At 60.5% G+C, this 16114-nt stretch carries 16 protein-coding genes; 5 read left to right on the top strand and 11 right to left on the bottom strand.

From position 1 onward, the window contains the following. Positions 1–261 precede the first annotated feature (261 nt). The 11 genes from DQ353_RS22420 to DQ353_RS18600 all read right to left on the bottom strand — a co-directional run bounded on the left by DQ353_RS22420 (position 262) and on the right by DQ353_RS18600 (position 12088). Positions 262–951, bottom strand: coding sequence for a DUF4913 domain-containing protein (locus tag DQ353_RS22420; protein WP_286166908.1), 690 nt, complete (start codon positions 949–951; stop codon positions 262–264). Continuing rightward, positions 944–2743: a type IV secretory system conjugative DNA transfer family protein gene (locus tag DQ353_RS18645; protein ID WP_113764688.1), complete on the bottom strand. Its 1800-nt coding sequence runs from the start codon at positions 2741–2743 to the stop codon at positions 944–946. Before DQ353_RS18645 ends, DQ353_RS22420 begins: the two co-directional genes overlap by 8 nt. Continuing rightward, positions 2744–4252, bottom strand: a complete 1509-nt coding sequence (locus tag DQ353_RS18640; protein ID WP_181578498.1) for a putative type IV secretion/conjugal transfer ATPase — start codon at positions 4250–4252, stop codon at positions 2744–2746. Beyond that, positions 4249–5772, bottom strand: coding sequence for an SCO6880 family protein (locus DQ353_RS18635; RefSeq protein WP_113764687.1), 1524 nt, complete (start codon positions 5770–5772; stop codon positions 4249–4251). Before DQ353_RS18635 ends, DQ353_RS18640 begins: the two co-directional genes overlap by 4 nt. Beyond that, the gene (locus DQ353_RS18630; protein ID WP_146755334.1) at positions 5769–7280 is read right to left on the bottom strand and encodes a hypothetical protein; all 1512 of its coding nucleotides are present in this window, start codon (positions 7278–7280) and stop codon (positions 5769–5771) included. Before DQ353_RS18630 ends, DQ353_RS18635 begins: the two co-directional genes overlap by 4 nt. Before the next feature lie 61 nt (positions 7281–7341). Continuing rightward, positions 7342–8064: a DUF8175 domain-containg protein gene (locus DQ353_RS18625; protein WP_113764685.1), complete on the bottom strand. Its 723-nt coding sequence runs from the start codon at positions 8062–8064 to the stop codon at positions 7342–7344. A 17-nt stretch (positions 8065–8081) separates the two neighbouring features. Further along, entirely contained in the window at positions 8082–8366 is a 285-nt protein-coding gene (locus DQ353_RS18620; protein WP_113764684.1) for a TrbC/VirB2 family protein, read from the bottom strand. Beyond that, positions 8363–9004: a hypothetical protein gene (locus tag DQ353_RS18615; protein WP_113764683.1), complete on the bottom strand. Its 642-nt coding sequence runs from the start codon at positions 9002–9004 to the stop codon at positions 8363–8365. The genes DQ353_RS18620 and DQ353_RS18615 overlap by 4 nt, the downstream gene beginning before the upstream one ends. Next, on the bottom strand, positions 9001–10422 hold the full coding sequence (locus DQ353_RS18610) for a P-loop NTPase family protein (RefSeq protein ID WP_113764682.1): 1422 nt from the start codon (positions 10420–10422) through the stop codon (positions 9001–9003). The genes DQ353_RS18615 and DQ353_RS18610 overlap by 4 nt, the downstream gene beginning before the upstream one ends. A 32-nt stretch (positions 10423–10454) precedes the next feature. Further along, a complete protein-coding gene (locus DQ353_RS18605; RefSeq protein WP_146755333.1) occupies positions 10455–10952 on the bottom strand; it encodes a hypothetical protein in 498 nt (165 codons plus the stop codon). Beyond that, positions 10949–12088, bottom strand: a complete 1140-nt coding sequence (locus DQ353_RS18600) for a M23 family metallopeptidase (RefSeq protein ID WP_113764680.1) — start codon at positions 12086–12088, stop codon at positions 10949–10951. The genes DQ353_RS18605 and DQ353_RS18600 overlap by 4 nt, the downstream gene beginning before the upstream one ends. Before the next feature lie 100 nt (positions 12089–12188). Between DQ353_RS18600 and DQ353_RS18595 the strand changes: the two genes are divergently transcribed. The 5 genes from DQ353_RS18595 (at position 12189) to DQ353_RS18575 (ending at position 15682) form a co-directional block, all read left to right on the top strand. Continuing rightward, positions 12189–12512: an ArsR/SmtB family transcription factor gene (locus DQ353_RS18595; protein WP_113764679.1), complete on the top strand. Its 324-nt coding sequence runs from the start codon at positions 12189–12191 to the stop codon at positions 12510–12512. Between the two features lie 150 nt (positions 12513–12662). Continuing rightward, the gene (locus tag DQ353_RS18590; RefSeq protein ID WP_146755332.1) at positions 12663–13394 is read left to right on the top strand and encodes a hypothetical protein; all 732 of its coding nucleotides are present in this window, start codon (positions 12663–12665) and stop codon (positions 13392–13394) included. Then, a complete protein-coding gene (locus DQ353_RS18585; protein ID WP_113764677.1) occupies positions 13394–14122 on the top strand; it encodes a hypothetical protein in 729 nt (242 codons plus the stop codon). The genes DQ353_RS18590 and DQ353_RS18585 overlap by 1 nt, the downstream gene beginning before the upstream one ends. A 72-nt stretch (positions 14123–14194) precedes the next feature. Continuing rightward, entirely contained in the window at positions 14195–14422 is a 228-nt protein-coding gene (locus DQ353_RS18580) for a hypothetical protein (RefSeq protein ID WP_255260369.1), read from the top strand. A gap of 375 nt (positions 14423–14797) precedes the next feature. Further along, a complete protein-coding gene (locus DQ353_RS18575) occupies positions 14798–15682 on the top strand; it encodes a helix-turn-helix domain-containing protein (protein WP_113764676.1) in 885 nt (294 codons plus the stop codon). Positions 15683–16114: the final 432 nt, after the last annotated feature.

Raw genomic sequence — 16114 nt, 5'->3', positions numbered from 1 at the left:
GATGATCAGCTTCGCCAACAGCATCATCGTCCTGCGGCGCCTGATCCGCGAAGCCTGGTACACCCAACGCTGGGACGCAAGACCCAGGCGAAAGCCCTAACGATCAGGGCCTATTGGCGCATTTTCTAAGAAGAATTTTCTAGAAAGACCCTGACGGTGAACCTTTATAGTGCATCCTGCGTGATGCCGGCCGGCCACCGGCACTAACAAGTAATCACAGTTCTCATTCTGTGTTGAGATTATCCGTAACAGGATGCAGAACTAAGGGAACGGGATATCCCCTTCCTTGGGGAACCACCCCGGTGGAGCCGTATCGCAGGGTAGGGGTTCAGGGTCCTTGTGTGTTTCCAGGTCGCATTGATGAAACGGACCTTTCTGGTTCAGCAGCACCGCCATGTGAGGATCGGCGTGATCACGCCACCACACACTCATGCCCGTCTTCCCGTCGAGACGAAAATGCTCCCACGCCCTCCACAGTGCATCTACGCGGCTCAAAGCTTCGGCATGCAGGTACCACTTTCGGCACCAAGTTCCATTCCTGGAATCAATGATCCTGATATACATCGGCAAAAGCTGATCAACCAGGAAATCCTCCGAGGTCGCGTAGACAAGACCGGGTTCCTGTCCTTCGGAAGCAGCACCGGAGTCCGATTCCACTGAAGGACCGGGTGAGTTCTCCCTAGCTTGAACCTGGGCCATTTCCTGAGTAGCCTGGGCTACTTCCTGCACGGCACGAGTCCTCTTACGCTCTGCCTGCGCCAAAGAGTCGGTAGCTGCTGCCTTGAGCCAGGATGAAAGTTCCTCCCCGGTCTTTTCCCGTGCCGCACGCACTTCTTCTTCAACACTTTCTAGTGCCTGCTGTGCGTCAGCAAGCTGTTTCTCTGCTTTTTCCGTATCCGAAACAGAACCACTGACCGTGATGGTGGACTCGGAGAACATGTCGTTATCCATTGCCTGTTTCCCTTGCTGCAGTGATCCAAGGATTCTCTGCTGCCGGGGATGCAGATGCCATGACCGGCACGGCCTTTGGCGCGTACCGGGCTATGGATTCATTGACGGCATCCTTATGCGGGGTATTCCACCACGGGCGGGTCTTGACCAATGTGGCGCGGGCACCGGAAGCAAAGACCACGGCACGGCCACGTTCCATCTCCGTCAGGTCCGAAACGTCCAAGATACGTTCCTTGCCCTCCTGATGCGAACTGCTGGCCCCGCCGCGTCCATGGGACTGGGAAACGTTGCTGTAGGAATAATCGCCAATCAGGTCCGAGAGGGTGCGCAGGAAAGCATCTTCCTTCACCCCGCCCCCATAGACCACCACGTTGGCGGCGGACCAGATTTTACGCATCCCCGGCTCACCCCACAGCTCCACGCCCTGGGACCAAGACTGCAGGATTGCCATGACGATGATTCCGCGGGAACCGTAGTGGCTGAACAGGTCAGGCAGTGCCGCCCACCGGACCACGTTCGCCAATTCATCGAGGGCAAAAACAGCCGGGACTTCCAGCCGGCCCCCCATCCGTGCCCCGCGTTCTTCCAAGGCTTCGGCCACGGCGACCGTCAATGCGGTGGTCAGCGGTGCGGCTGTTCCCACGCCTTCCATGGACAGGACATAGAGGGTTTCGGTGGATGCGGCAAAGGCCTTGGGGTCGAACTGTGGGCGCCTGTCACCGAGCACCGAACCTCCTCGAGTCGGGACAATCCACCGCAGGGTGTTCTTGGATTTCAGGCACTGGACCATCTTCTCGGCAGTGCCGAAAATGCCGTCCTTCTGCTTGTCGGCCAGGTTCATGGTCGAGGCCAGGCCAGCGGCTTGCAGCTCGTAGTCATGCCCGTGGAGCAGGTCGATGGCCTTCTTACAGGACTGGCTGGTGATCCACAGGTACGCCTCGGTGATCGGCAGCTTGCCCAACGCAGCGGCCAAGAACAAGGAAGCGATGAGGTCTTCGGCCTTGGGATCGAAGTACGCATCGGACTTCGCGCCGGGGGTTCGGGAGGCCACCGCAAAATGATGGGTGAGCTTCGCGGCCTTCTCCTCATCGGTGACATAAGAGAGCGGGTTCCACCACCAGGTGGGTTCTTCCTGGGCGATCTTCTGCGGATCGAAGATCCACACCGGGCCCTTGGCCGAGCGAACACCACGGGTGGCATCCACGACATCGCGCTTGTTCGAGGTCGACACCACGACGCCGGGGGCATCAAGGATTGCCGGGATCACTCGGGAGGCTGACTTACCCACGCGAGGCCCCCAGATATCCAGGGACAAGTCTTCCCAGGACTGGTAGAACGGTTGGCTTGTGGCCACCACGTTGCCCACAAACACACCGGGTGAGCCTTGGACCCCGAGACGTTGTGCTGTCTTGGTGGCCCCTTTGTGGGTGTAGGCGGCAATGTCCTTGCCCTTGCCCATATGGTGTGCAGCCTTGTCCACTCGTGGCTTCTTCCCACCTAGTCCGCGACGACTGAGCAGCAGGCCAATCACGACGCCGAGGGCTATCAACACGACCACCAGAACGATGGCCATCACGGTGGCTTGTACCGGCCAGCTCACGGTGCCCCTCAGCAAGCCTTCCAACAAGGCCGATAGCCCGGTTGGTGGTGCAGGGTTCCCGGCGAGGCGTGAACCGAGCTGGAGGGATACCCAACCACCACCGAGGACCAGGACGATGATGCCGACCAGGACGAACGGCAGCACAGCCTGGCCGGTCATCCCGGAAGTTCCCTTGCGATTTGGTGCACTCATTTAGCCCACCGTCCTTCCCCTGGTTTGGTTGCTCATCAGTTGGCTGTTTCCCAAGTGGTTATGACTCACGCTGCGTTCGTCGGTGATGTGCTTTTGGCGTTCGGTTTCCGTCAGGGTCATCTGCACGGCAATGCCGATCCGGCCGGGAATCTTCAACATGAACTTTCCCGCCCCCGGAGGTGGCACCGGACGCCCATCGGCGGACCGTTCCTGCTTCCACGACGGAGGGGCATTGAAGCCAGCCACGGTATCTATTTCCCGTTCGTTCAACGGCTGAACCTCGCTCAGATCGTGGAGGTCTTCACGGGAGAGAGCCATGATGCCCAGCACGCCGGAACGTTCGGTGAAGCCCTTGGCCGTGGCCCGGTCCTTCGCATTGGGCAGGGACAGGAAGTCCTTGGGTGAGTGCGTGATTTTCAGTTCGCAGACGCCTTTGCCGCGGTTGGTGCGACCAATGCGGTCCACGCGGTCGATGATCCCCTCACACGCTCGCATCGGATACCAAAACTCATCTTGCATCGCGAAGTACCCGCCCCAGGCGATGGTGGGGTCATGGCGGGAGAGCTCGTAGTGGGCGTCGATGGAGGAAAACCCGATGCTCCAGGTCGCCAACATCGCCGCCGAAAGCAGCTTGGTGTTGGACTCCGGGATCGAGGAGGTGTCGAAGCAGAATCCGCCGGGGTTCCCGACTTCCAGTCGCACGCTTTCACGCCCACCGACCAGGGACCCCATTTGCCCGGACATCACCGCCCGCAAGGACAAATGCAGTGCCCGGTACTCGTCGGTGAACTGCGTTGCGTTTTGGCACACGGTGGCCGAGAGCACTTCCGGTGGTGGATTCTTGAACGCGGTCAGCAGATCCCCCATCCACGGGTGGTCATTGCGACTGATGACCGAGCGGATCAGTTCGGCCAGGGCGGCGTCCTCACTGTCCGACAAGGGCGTCCCGCGGCTGATCTGGACCACCAGGGACACCGCATCGACGGCCTTGCCGACGGCCTGGCGGTGCATCTCCGCTCCCAGGACGCCGCCAATTTTTTTGGCGGCATCCCCGAGGGCACCAAGGTCGAGGAGGTTGATCTTGTCGGTGCTGTCCGGGCCGACGCGGATCACGTTGCCGCCCATGGCCGCCACGGCATCCCCGTGTTCATTCTTGATGGGGTCGAACACCGCCGGGGTGATGCCGCGGGCGGCCATCGAATACATGAACCGCCCTCCCAGGGAGGACTTGCCGTTGCCATTGAGGCCAAAGAGCATCATCGAGGCCGAGGAAATCAGGCCCGAGCGGTACCAGGTCTGCGGATCCCCACACACTGCGGTTCCCACATGCATGTCCCGGCCCAAGGGAGCCCCGATGTTCGGCCTCGAGGTGCCCGCGGCGAAGGGGTAGACCCCCGGCAACTGTGCCGAGGTCGAATACCACTGCGGAGGCTGGGGCACCTTGCCCCACCGGCCACCACCAAACCCGGCCAAGCCCCGGGAGGTGCGCATGTGCTGTACCGGTTTCATGACAGGACTCCTTCAAGCCACAGCGGGGTGGTGTTGTACGTCCACGGAAGCACCCCGAACGGCAGCGTGGTGTGGAACGCGGCAGAGCCGGCGTGCTCCACAAAGCGGTAGGGCATCAATAACTGACCCATCAGGGACTTGATCTGGTTCAGCGCATCGCGGTACGCCTCCTGGTTCGCCTCAAAGGTCACGGTGACCATCAGGGAGAACATCGACAGGCGCGCGCCTTGGGCCAGTTCCAGTTCGGTCTTCTCGGCCACTGCCTTGTTCTTGGTATCGAACGAGGTCGCACGGCCCTTGCGGGTACTGATCTTCCAATCCGCGTTGCGCACCAACCGGTTCACCGTCTTGGCTGCCGTCCCGGGATCCACCGGACGATACATGATCGCCACCCGCTTGCGCAGGAATTTCGCATTGGGCCCGAAGAGCGCATCAAAGGACCTGGCGGTGATGTGGGATTCGGGCGGAATGGTCATCATCAACGTCATCGAGGCCACCCCGTCGTGGAAGACGACCCGGCCGCGGGAATCATCGAAGAACTCCGGGCCGGCCTGGTCCCAGGAACGATTCGCACCCAAGCCCATCAATGCGTCCAGGGCCAGTTCCTGGTCCCGTGCCGGCTGGTAGGCCAGATGCGCGATCTCGGCCAGCTCGGATTCGACCAGGGGCCTGGGCGCCCCCGCCCCGGCGCGGGAGAGCATCTGGGACTGTTGGGGAAGCCTCGAGGCGACCTCGGCCACCGCCGGGGAAATGTCCTTCTCGGTGGCCCCGAGCGCCTTGGCATCCCACACCAGGGTGGAATACACGTTCAGGACCGAGGAGCGGGCAGGCAAGGTGCCCACCGCTTCATCCAAAACCCTTTTGGCGAAGACCGGGGCGTTGGGAGCCACATCTTCACGCACGGCTTGGCAGGTGCCGGCGGAGGACTCGGAAGCAGAGTCCACCACGACGGTGGCCCCACAAAGACCTGCATCCACACTCAACGAGGAAATCCAGGAACCGTAGTGGGCGACCTGGTTGTTCAGCACGGCTTGTTCCTGCATGGCTGCCCCGTCCGGGGTGCAACCGAACACGGCAGCAATCTTCCCCACGGACTTGTGGTGCAGCAAGGTGTAGTCACGGTTCAGCCCATCAAGCCCGGAGAGGGTATCCACGTTCACCAGGGCACCGGGCAACCGCTGAGCAGCTTCCCGAGGCAACGTCGATAAGGGCCCGGTGACATAGAACGATTCACCGCGTTGGTTCCGACCGGCCAACGAGAGCCGGTCGGTGACCTTGCCCAGGATCGTGGTGCCACCAAAGCGCACCAGGCCAAAGAACACCACCACAAACGTGATCAGCAGGACCGCCAGCGCCAGCATCCACGCTTCCTGGACCAAGGCCAGCAGCACCAGAACCACTCCGGTGCCCGAGACGGCCAAGGCACCGAGACTCAGCCCAAAAAGCCCCGGGGCAGTTGGCTTGAGCCAGTTCCCGAACTTGTCTTGCGCTACCTTCTCCGGTGCGACGTTGTTACTCATTCGCCAATCACGTCCTTTCCATCAGCGTCCTTGGCCCCATCGGCCACTGCTTGTGTCATCGAGGCGGCTGCGGCATGTCCTGCTTGTTTGGCCTTGGGTGAAGTGTTCTTAGAACCGGCAACCGGGGCAGAGGCTTCCGGTGCCCCGGTTGGAGAGTTGGTCCCGGCAGCGGACCCTGCAGTACCACTGTCCGTACTCGTGGGTTCGCTGGTCCCTGATGCCGAGGTATCGGCCGCCATCGGACTATCTGCATTACCTGTGGAACCGGCAGGAGCGATGGGTCCGCCAGCGGTATCCCCGCCTGCAGCACCTGACGCTGCACCCGCCCCCGGGGCAGAATCTTGACCGGAATTTGTCTCAGCACCTTCGGCTCCCATGGCTTCCCCGGCAGTTCCACCCGCCGAACTATCCCCACCGTCGGCATCCCCGCCGACCGCCTCGGATGCTGCATCGGAAGAACCACCGGCAGCATCAGAGTCTGAATCCGAGCCACCAGTTCCGCCTCCGCCACTACCTCCGCCAGTGGGCTCATCGCCTCCACCCGCTCCGGACGCGCCAGCGCCATCAGCGGTTCCCGACGAACCAGCCGCAGTACCAGCTGAACTGGTAGCGGTGCCAGATGAACCGGCGGCACCTGCACCGCCAGCCATCTTGGCCGCACCACCGGCAGTACCGGCAGCGGCAGTGCCGCCACCGGAAAGCACCGCAGCACCAGCGGCAACACCGGCACCAACCAAGGCGGCACCACCGGCCAGGGCCATGCCCCCGCCACTGGCGCCACCCAACGCGGACGTACTTGGAGCGAGCAGTCGCATCATCGCTGGCAAAGCAACCACGGCCAGAGCAATGAGCACCAGCCCGTTGATGATGCCGCCGAGTCCTTCATCCCCGGACTTCGTTTTCCATGCATAGGCATAGATGATTGCGGCCACCGGCTTATACAGGGCAAAGGCGATAATCCAGTTGGTGATCTTCGAGAACGCTTGGTCAGCCCCACCGATCATCGACGCTGCGGCCGCGACCGGCCACACGCCGACCAGCAGCGGGAGCAGTGCGGAGCGAACGAGCATGATGCCCCATTGGATGATGGTGGCGATGACACCGAAAATGCCGCCCAAGATCGCGATGGCCGGATTTGCCGCCGCAATCGTCAGGGGGATTTGTCGGGCGTCGGTGGTGATTCCGGCACTGTCCAGAATCCAGGTGGAGAAGGCATCTCCACCGGCAATGATGACCTGCACCGCTGCGGCACCGAGTGTGGTGACGACGAGGACCTTGGCCATGGTTTGGGCCAGCTTGATTGCCTTATCCCCCCGGTAGTGGATCATCGTCCAGATGGCGGCGAACATGATGCCCAGAACGGTGAGGAAAATACTGATCACTTGCAGCTGGGCGGTCAGCCACTGGATGGACCCTGCCTCCAAGTCCACGAGCAGGCCGACATTCAGCCAAGAGGTCAGGAATTCCTTCATCATCGAATCCCAGCCACCCACCATTGCTTCAGCCATTTGAACCAAGGCATCTTGCGCAGCCTCCTGGAGCTTGCACTTAGCCCAGCCACCATTGCACTCAGCCATTGGTACCAGTCCATTCCACGAAGTCTCCACGCTGAGGTTCAATGGCTTGCCCACGGAACATGGACCCGTCATCCAGCAATACTTGCTTCCAGTCCCCATCAACCCAACGGAAGGACAAAGGTAGACCAGTGAACCCTGTCGAGGTATCAGGTGTTGAGAAAACGAGTGTTACTTGGGCGTTATCCGGGGTAAAAGAATCGACGATGAAACCCGAGTATGAAATAGGTTCGTTGCTTTCGTCTGGTTTGGCCAGAAGTACGTCCCTGCCTGGTGAATCCAAGATGTATTGCTTGACGGCTTCTTTGAAGCCCACGGTGTTCATTGCGGTGTTTGCGTTGACCATCATCAGTGCCGCACCCATCGCGGTGCGTGTATAGCAGACCCCGAATTCACCTTCACGTTGGGTGGGTCCGTAGGTGTCCGAGACCGGCCACGTCCACCCATCCTTCGCTTCCCAACGCAGATCATCAGGCATCTTCGGAGTCGAAGAAGTATCCCCCACCGGCACATTGCAGCCCTCTTCTGCCGGGGGTGTGGTGGCCGCACCGGTGGAGGGTGCCGGGGAGCCGGCTACAGGGGCCGGCTCCTTCTTGGGACCGGTGAAAATGACAAGTAAGGCCATGCCGAGAATGAGAACCAACACGATAGCCGATGCCCACAACGTAGCTTTTTTCCATTGCGAGTTAGCCACCCGCTCGTTCTTCATATCCGACATGTCGGTACCGTGCCTTTCTAGAATCCGAGGAAGATCGGGGCAATCACGCCAGCGAGACCGAAGAGCACGGCCCCGGCAATCCACCAGCCGACCTTGCCCATGAACTCCTGGCCCTGTCCATGCCGATTGGCAAAGAACAAGCTGATCGCCAGGATCAGCAATCCGATGACGGCCACGCCACCGCCGATGCCCTGGACCCAGAGCTTGACGGTGTCGATGGCATCGGTGACTTCGGCGGGCAGGGGCTTAGGTTCAGCCAAGATGTTGATGGTGCGGCCAGCGAGCAGATTGAGCGTGTTCATAGCGTTTCTCCTTGGGTGCCGATGCCCTGATTGGCGAGCATCATGGTGAGTTTGGTCAGTTCCTTGGGGGGAAGATCAGTCGGTGCAGCATGGGCCGCGCGCTCGAGCAGCAGGGCCGGAATCCAAGGGGCATGGATGAGGCTGATGGCCCCGCCCAGGATCCGGAGTTCGGAGGCGATCCTGCGAGGAAGCTTCCCCGGTGCAGCAGGGATAACCAAGGCGGCGGCAAAAGCATCGACCCCGTATCGGGCCAAGAGACTTTTGGCGGTATTGATCCCCTCGACGCTGGCCCGCAAGACCAACACCGCAGGAATATCACCTGGTGCGCGTTCAGAGACCCAGCGCTCGGATGCCCAGTGTTCGATGTTGCCGCCATCCGCAGCCCCAAGGATGTGGGACCACGTGGTGGTCCCGGCGCCACCATGGGCAGCGACCAAGACGGCACGAGGCTGTTCGGCTTGCACTTCCACAGCGGGAGCATCTTGTAGAGGGTTGTCCTGCACCGTGTCGTCCAGTAGCGGGGATTCGGGAGCTGATCGTTTGGCCTCGGGAACCGGCGGGGCTGGGATGGAGCGTGCTGCCTCCAGCCACGGATTGGTGTCCTGGCTGGTTTCCAGGTGCTGTTCCACGGTGCTCACAGCCCTTGTGCCACCGCGGCAGTCGCCCGCAGCCATGCCCGGCGCGAGGCCGGAGACAAGGCGCTGTGGACGATGCGGCCGGACTTCAACGCCGGATCAAACGGAACCGTGAAAACCTCGCGCACGAAGGGCCGGAACCCCTCGGAAATCCGCTCGGCTACAGCCTTTTCTCCTGGTTGCCACTGGGAGATGATGACCACCGCGTTCTCGGCCAGGCGTGCAGCATGCTCATCACGCTCATGCAGCGCCTTGAGAGTCAGCAGGGCTGCCTCGGCGCGGTCCTCCATCGTGGTGGTGGGAACCACGAGCTGGTTGGTGTGGGCGATCATCCGTGCCCAATCCGATCCCCGGTCCACGTTGCCCGAGTCCATGACCAGCAGGCGGTAGTACTTTGCCGCGACCGCGTGAATGGTATCCACATCTTTCCCGGTCATCACGTGCGTGCCGACCAAGCTGTCATCGGAGCGCAGCACGTCGAATCGGTCTGCGCTCTGGTGGTGAACATACCCGGCCATGTCCCCGGACACTGCAGAGGCCGAGAGCAACCGCTCACTGTTCTCCAGCACGTCCAACACCGTGGAGTGGTGATCCCCTTTTTCGGTGCGCCAGCCCAGTGTGCCGACCTCGGGATTTCCGTCATAGGCCAGCACACCTCCCCCTCCGTGCAGGGCAAAGATCGCGGCCAAGTTCTTCACCGTGGGTGTCTTGTTCGCCCCGCCCTTGCGGTTGGCCACCATGATGGTGCGGGTGCCGGCCCAGTGCTTGGAGACCTGTTCAATGTCGGCTCGTTCGATTAGTTCCTTCTCCGAGGCAGGAACGTTGATGCCCAGGTTGGAGAGCCATCCGCGGATTCCTTGGGTAGCGGGTCGTGCCGCCCCGTGGGGGGAGAGAAACGATTCGGCGTCCCGCAGGGTCCGCCGGGTGATGGTAGCCGGTGGCTGGGACTCCTCCACCACACCCACGGGCGGACCTACTTCAGGTTCCAGTAGGGCCTGTGTTGCTGGCGTCTCTTTCCGGGGTGCCGGCGTTTCGGTTCCTGCCTTGGATGCCGCGTCGGCAGGTGCGTTGGTCTTGGTTGAGGAGTTGTTCTGCACTGCCTTGTGCCCAGTCTCAGCTGGCTTGGTGGCTTGGGTTTTCTGGGTTTGGTGTTCTTCGGTGTCTTCGGCTTCAACCTGTCGGTCGGGTGATACCCGCAGCCCGGTCAAGCCGCTTTCATCCATTGTGCTCACCCGTACCGGGCGCCCATGATCCAGGGCAACCTCGAAGACCCGGGACATCAATTGCGCGCGCAACATGTTCGAGTCTTCGGCGGTGAATTGTTCTTCGGTTCCATCAACGGACAGGACGCCGGTGTTATCGGCGTTGATGATCGCGCTGATGACCGGGGTGCTCTGGATCAGGGACTGGTCAATGGCCATGGGAATACCTCTTTAGTCGTCGGGGCGGATCGTTAGGGGGTGAAGGCGGGAGCTGGCTTGTCTGGTTCAATGGCCTGAACCAGCCAGGGTTGCCCGTCGTGGTCTTGGACCAAGACCACTTGCCAGGGACCGTCATTGGTGCTGAATCGCACGATGACCATTTGGGGCATGTGTTCGTCTTGACTGGTGGTGGGATTCGCGTTGACCTTGGTCAAGGGCACGCGTGCCGGATCAATGTATTGGGCTTCCTCGGCGTATTCCTCGGTCAGGTACGGCAGCAAGTCGATGAACCACCGCCTCTCCGGGGTATCGGGCCGGGCGAAAAGGTCCAGGACCTTGATGGCCACATCCTTCGGTGCCTCCACCATGGCCGCCGTGCTTGAAGCGGGAGCGGAAAGGATTGGCGTTGGTGGTGCTGGCTCGTTGGCTGGTCCGGTGAAAAGGCCGCACCCTGACAACGACAGGGCGCACGCGCCCAGTGCGGCCATCTGCCAGAGATTCAACGGTCGTGACGTCTGGGTGTGGTTCATGAAAAGACTCCCTTGGACTTCAGGATCGGTGCAGGATCAACCACGGTGCGGTAGGTCGGTGCATTGGCCGGGGTGCCGGGAGGGGCAATCTGGAAATGCAGGTGAACGCCCGTGGAGTTGCCGGTGGTTCCCTCGATTCCCAAGGGGGTTCCAGCGGCCACGGTGTCCCCGGCTTTCACTTTCAAGCTGCCGTGGACCATGTGGTGGAACTCGAAGACCAGACCGGGCTTTTCAATCTGCTTGGCGATGATGTAGGTGCCGTAGGCGGATTTCCAGCCCTGTCCCTGCTCGGCCACGGTGATCTTCATATCCGTGGGAGCCAGCACCGAGGCCCCTCCCTTCTTGGAAAGGTCAATGCCCTTGTGATCCAGAACGCTGGAATTGCACGATGCCCCTGCAGGGCACTTACGTGGCCCAAACGGGCTGGTCATGGCGGTAAAGCCAGGGAGTGGACTGGACCATTCCCCTGATCCCAGGTCTCCTATTCGTTTTGCGTCAGGTGAGGTATCGGGGCAGTCGCCGTTGGGGGTGATGTCCTGAAACTTTTCATCCAGGTCCTCGCCCAGCGCGCCGACCGAGAGGGCCTTGACGATTTGAACGGCCGGGGAACGGAACTGGGTGTAGTGGTTGGGGTCCGCATTGCGTTGGACCCGGTGAATCGCCTGGGTTGGCTCCAGATCCTGCCAGCCCTCGACTTTCTGAAGGACCTTGAAAAAGTTGCTCGCGCTGGTGTGTGGGTCCATCCGGTCCTCGTAGGATCCCCATGCGCCGTTGTCGCGCTGTTGGAAGAGTCCGCGTGAGTCCGGGCCAGCTGAGTCGCCGAAGTCGATGACCTTGAGGGTTGATTCCCCGATTGCGGTCTGTACGCCCAGGATTTGGGCTGCCAGAGGCAATTTGAGGTCGGAGGCGGCAGTCATGATCTGCGCTGCATTCTTGAGCTGAACCCCGGAGAAGCCCGCAACCGATGTGTTTCCTGCCTGTTCGGCGACGGGTGCCTCGGCTTCTTCCCCGCAGCTTCCGTTATCGGCAGAAGCGGCAGTATTGCCGCCCATGAGCAAAAGCATCAAAACCACTACGGGGACCATGAAAAGCGCAAGGACAGCGGCTGCGGTTCCGGCAACTTTCGAGTTTTCCATGAGGTTTCTCCGAGGTCTGCGTGGTCTTGAGAACTAGGGTCACTGTATCATTTAATAATACAGTGGATGGAGCGTCGTGAATTTTTGGCAGAATTGGGGAATGCCCAAATACGTTCAAGCCAAACCCGAGCCTTCACAAGAGGCATCTGAGGTGATCGAACTTTTTGGCATGACGCCGTTGCGTGCAGAGATTCTTCGTCACCTGTCGATGCGCGAAGAAGGGGTTACCTCTGGGGATGTGGGCAGGGCGCTGTCGGCGAACTACCGCACGGTCGCCAGGCACCTTGTGATGCTCGAAAGCCATGGCGTAGTTGACTCCGACGCCACGGAGGAGCGGCAAGGCGTTCGCGTTCTTTATCGAATCAATCGGGCGCAACTGTCGATCGCTGCGAAGCTGCTGCTCAAGTACTTGCATGGCGAATAGCCTCCGGTCATCCATCGGCAAGGGAGCGACCGAGGCCCCCCTTGTGACCCAACCCTAACATCTTGTTAGTATTTATTTTATTGTGACACACTTGGTTATGCCCGATGAGCGACAATGGGAAGGAACACCACACTCGATTAAGGACCGCCCGTGTCTATCTCAGCCCGTTCCTTCAACGAATGGCTTGCCACCGCAGGCCTGCCCGATGGAGCCTCCCAGCTAAGCAAATTGCTTGGCATGAAACGGACCACCCTGCACAACCAGCGAATCAGGGGGCGTATTGCCGTGTCCACGGTGATCGCGGCCGCCCGAGCTGCACACCTGAATCCCCTGGATGTGCTGGGTGCCTTTGAGCCCTATGCCGCCCTGGGGCAGGAACGGAAACCTGTCACGGATGCCGAGCTGCTAAGCCAGGTCTCGTATGTTGATGCGCTCGTGCACCTGATGTCGCGTATCCGATCGGACTTTGCCCTAAGCCTGGGAGGGGTTCCGATGGCACCGATCCCCTTTGATGATTCGGTGCGGAACTGGCTGGATGCAATTGACCCGGGTGGCATCCGGCAGCACATTTCCGAACACGGCGGCATTGCGCCGAGTAACCTATCGACACAGCTGGCTGAAAACCGGCTCGATCCGGCACTGGCCATACTGGCTTCACGGTTTGCCGGGGTATCCAGCGCCAACGGATTGGTCGTTGCCGGCATGGTCACGGACCAGGAAGCAGACTGGCCGTTGTATGGGCGCGAAAATGCTCTAGCCGAACTTGGGGACGTAGAACTAATCGATCTGGTCTCGGACCGTTTGGAGTCTCTCAGGCGCCAGACAAAGAGGAAGATCGATGCAGAAAATGCCGCAGTCAATTTTTTGGAGACCCTAGGGTAATGGAAATACTGTTTTTTGTAGTTGTCCTCGTAAGCGCAGTACTGACGCTGACACGAATACCGGGGTTGTCCCACAGCCTCAACCAATCGATCTTCCTCAGCGGTCTTTGTGCCGCCGTTGCCTTCGGCCTGATGCTCCCAGCGGTCTATGCATTCGTGGACGGCTTGTTTCTGCGCACGAATTTTACTGACCTGTTCGCAAAACTCGCTCTGCTTCTGGCCATCAACATCCTCGTCTGTGAAATCGCGAGTGCCCTGCGAAACCCCCGCGTCCTGCGACTCACGGCAGGGATTTCCGGCAAGACCATCCTGGTTCTGACCTTCGTGCTCGCCTTGATCCTGTTCGCCTTCACCGACACCCCGGAGGCTTCACCGGGCCTGGGCGCCTATATCGATGACCCGCTGGTGTTGGCCTACAACACCGTGATCGTGGCCTATATCGGCTACCTGGGCGCCTTGCTCATCGGCCCGCTGCTCAGGGATGCACGCACCCCCCCACAGAGGCTCAGGCAAGTAGCCTCGGCCCTCTTAGCTGCCGGGTTCGGTTTGGCAATCGTTCGGGCCGTGCTCATGGTTGCCGGCCTGGCCATCGACGGACTGTATGACTTTGGCCAGATCCTCAGCGGAATCACGGCCCTCTTGGTTATCGCGGGCCTTGTCTCGGCCTGGATGGCACTGCGAAAGTACGATACTTCTCGAATCAGGCAGTCCGCCTTACGGATTGGATGACTATTGTAGGCATCTCGCGACACGCCCCGGCCAGTCTTGCCCTGGGCGTTTCAGAAAGGGTAAGTTTCAGTCATGATGATTCAGAAACGTGCCGTTGGGGGCCGCCCTTCCAAAGGCGACCGACACGTGTTTACTACCCGCGTGCCTATGCCGGATGCTGAAAAGCTCTTTGCCGTTACCGACGCAATGGGAATTTCCGCTAGCCAGTTCATCGCAGAAATGATCAACGAAAAGTTGTCCACCATTGATTTAGACAAACTCTCAGGTCAAGGAGCGCTGCCAATCAAGCACGTTTCTTAAATTGAAGAAGGCCCGTACTAGACGGGCCTTCACTCAAGTTATCTAGCTATCCACTCTCAGATCTTGGCGGGTCACGAGTGAATAGCTCCCACAAACACACCCTTTTACAGGAGCCTTGTGTCTGCTATTTTACACAGTCTTGCCCAAGAACCAACAACCCTCACGCGCCGCACGCGTCGTGTCTCTCGGCACAAAGAATCGGACCGCAACACCGTCCTACGAGCCGTACCCCCAGGCGCCACACGAGCCGCACACGGCACCCACGTCCTACGCGCCCTCCTCGAACACCCCCAATACGCCCGCCGCTACGCCTCCGCGCAGCGCACACTCCACAACGTCCTGCGCACCCTCATCCAACGCGCAGACTACGAAACCATGACCACCCGCCCCGGCTGGGACTACCTCGCCGAAATCGTAGGCGTCAGCCGCAGAACCATCGCACGAGCCCTCAAAACCCTCCAAAACTGGGGACTACTCGGCGTCGTAGCCAGCGGCCGCAGCGCCCCCTACGCCACCAAAGGCCCCGACGGAAAACAAACCAACGAAGCCGCCGTCTACGTCCTGTGCACCCCCTCACCCCTCACCCTCATCACACCAACCAGCTCCGACAGTGTGGATGAATTTGGCACCCCTCCCGCCTTAGGCGGTTCTCACCTTAAGAACTTAAAAGAAACCCATACACGCGCACGAGAAACAAACCTTGACGGACCGGCTACGCCGGCTGAAAACACATCAGGCGGCTACGCCGCATCTGCCCACCAAACCCCCTATCGTCCAGAACTGAACTGGCCCACCCACAAAACGACAGCATCGAAAAAGCAGCGTCTTGCCGCAGCCTCGGAGCTACGTCGCCGAATCTTCCTCTTACGCCCCATGAGCACCAAAGACGTCGCCTCCACCATTCGCGATTTCCTCCTAGCCGGCTGGACCGTCGCAGACCTACACCACGCACTAGACTTCCAACCCAACGGAACCCCCTGGCCCTACTCAGGAATCCCCACCAGCGACTACGCACCACGCCTCCGAGGATGGATGCGCACACGCCTAGCGGCGTGGCGCACCCACACCGGAGAACCCCTACGCTCCCGCGACCAACGCACCAACGCCGAAGCACTCGAACGCCGCGCCCAAGCCGCCCGCAACACCGCACGACTACTCCAAGAACGAGCAGAACGCGCCACCCGCATTGGCCAAGACTCCCCCGCCAAAATCGTCGCCCTCGCCCAAATCAGAGCCCTACGACAAAACCGGCAGAAATAGGGTGGTTAGTGAAAAATGGAATATCCGACGCTACGGTTTTGCCGCGCGCCGTAACGACCGTAAAAGCAGTGGACCCTTCGGCACAGTTCCCCATGGCCCAAGACCCACCGACCCGGCCCACCCGCAGGGGACGCTGGGTTTTTTCAGCCATGACAACCAGTCCACGGGATCCAAGGCTCGAGCACGAAGGCTCGGCTTACCCTGAAGATAGTTTTCACGATGGCCTCACCGTGGCTCGCGACGTGGCAAGCCAGGCTCCCGGGCAGAAACATCACGTGCGAAATCGACAGCAAAGAAGAACATCGACACTACGAAAACCCAGTGGCAGGGCCTACCGTAAGGGCATCAGCATTAGATGCGGTGCACACTTGCTATCGAGGAAAGCGGCGACCAGGATGACCACCGATACACACAAATCCATCCCAAAAGCCC

The organism is Arthrobacter sp. AQ5-05 (genome assembly GCF_003287975.1).
In the GTDB taxonomy this organism is placed as follows: domain Bacteria; phylum Actinomycetota; class Actinomycetes; order Actinomycetales; family Micrococcaceae; genus Paeniglutamicibacter.
This window is presented reverse-complemented; position numbering and strand designations above follow the sequence as displayed.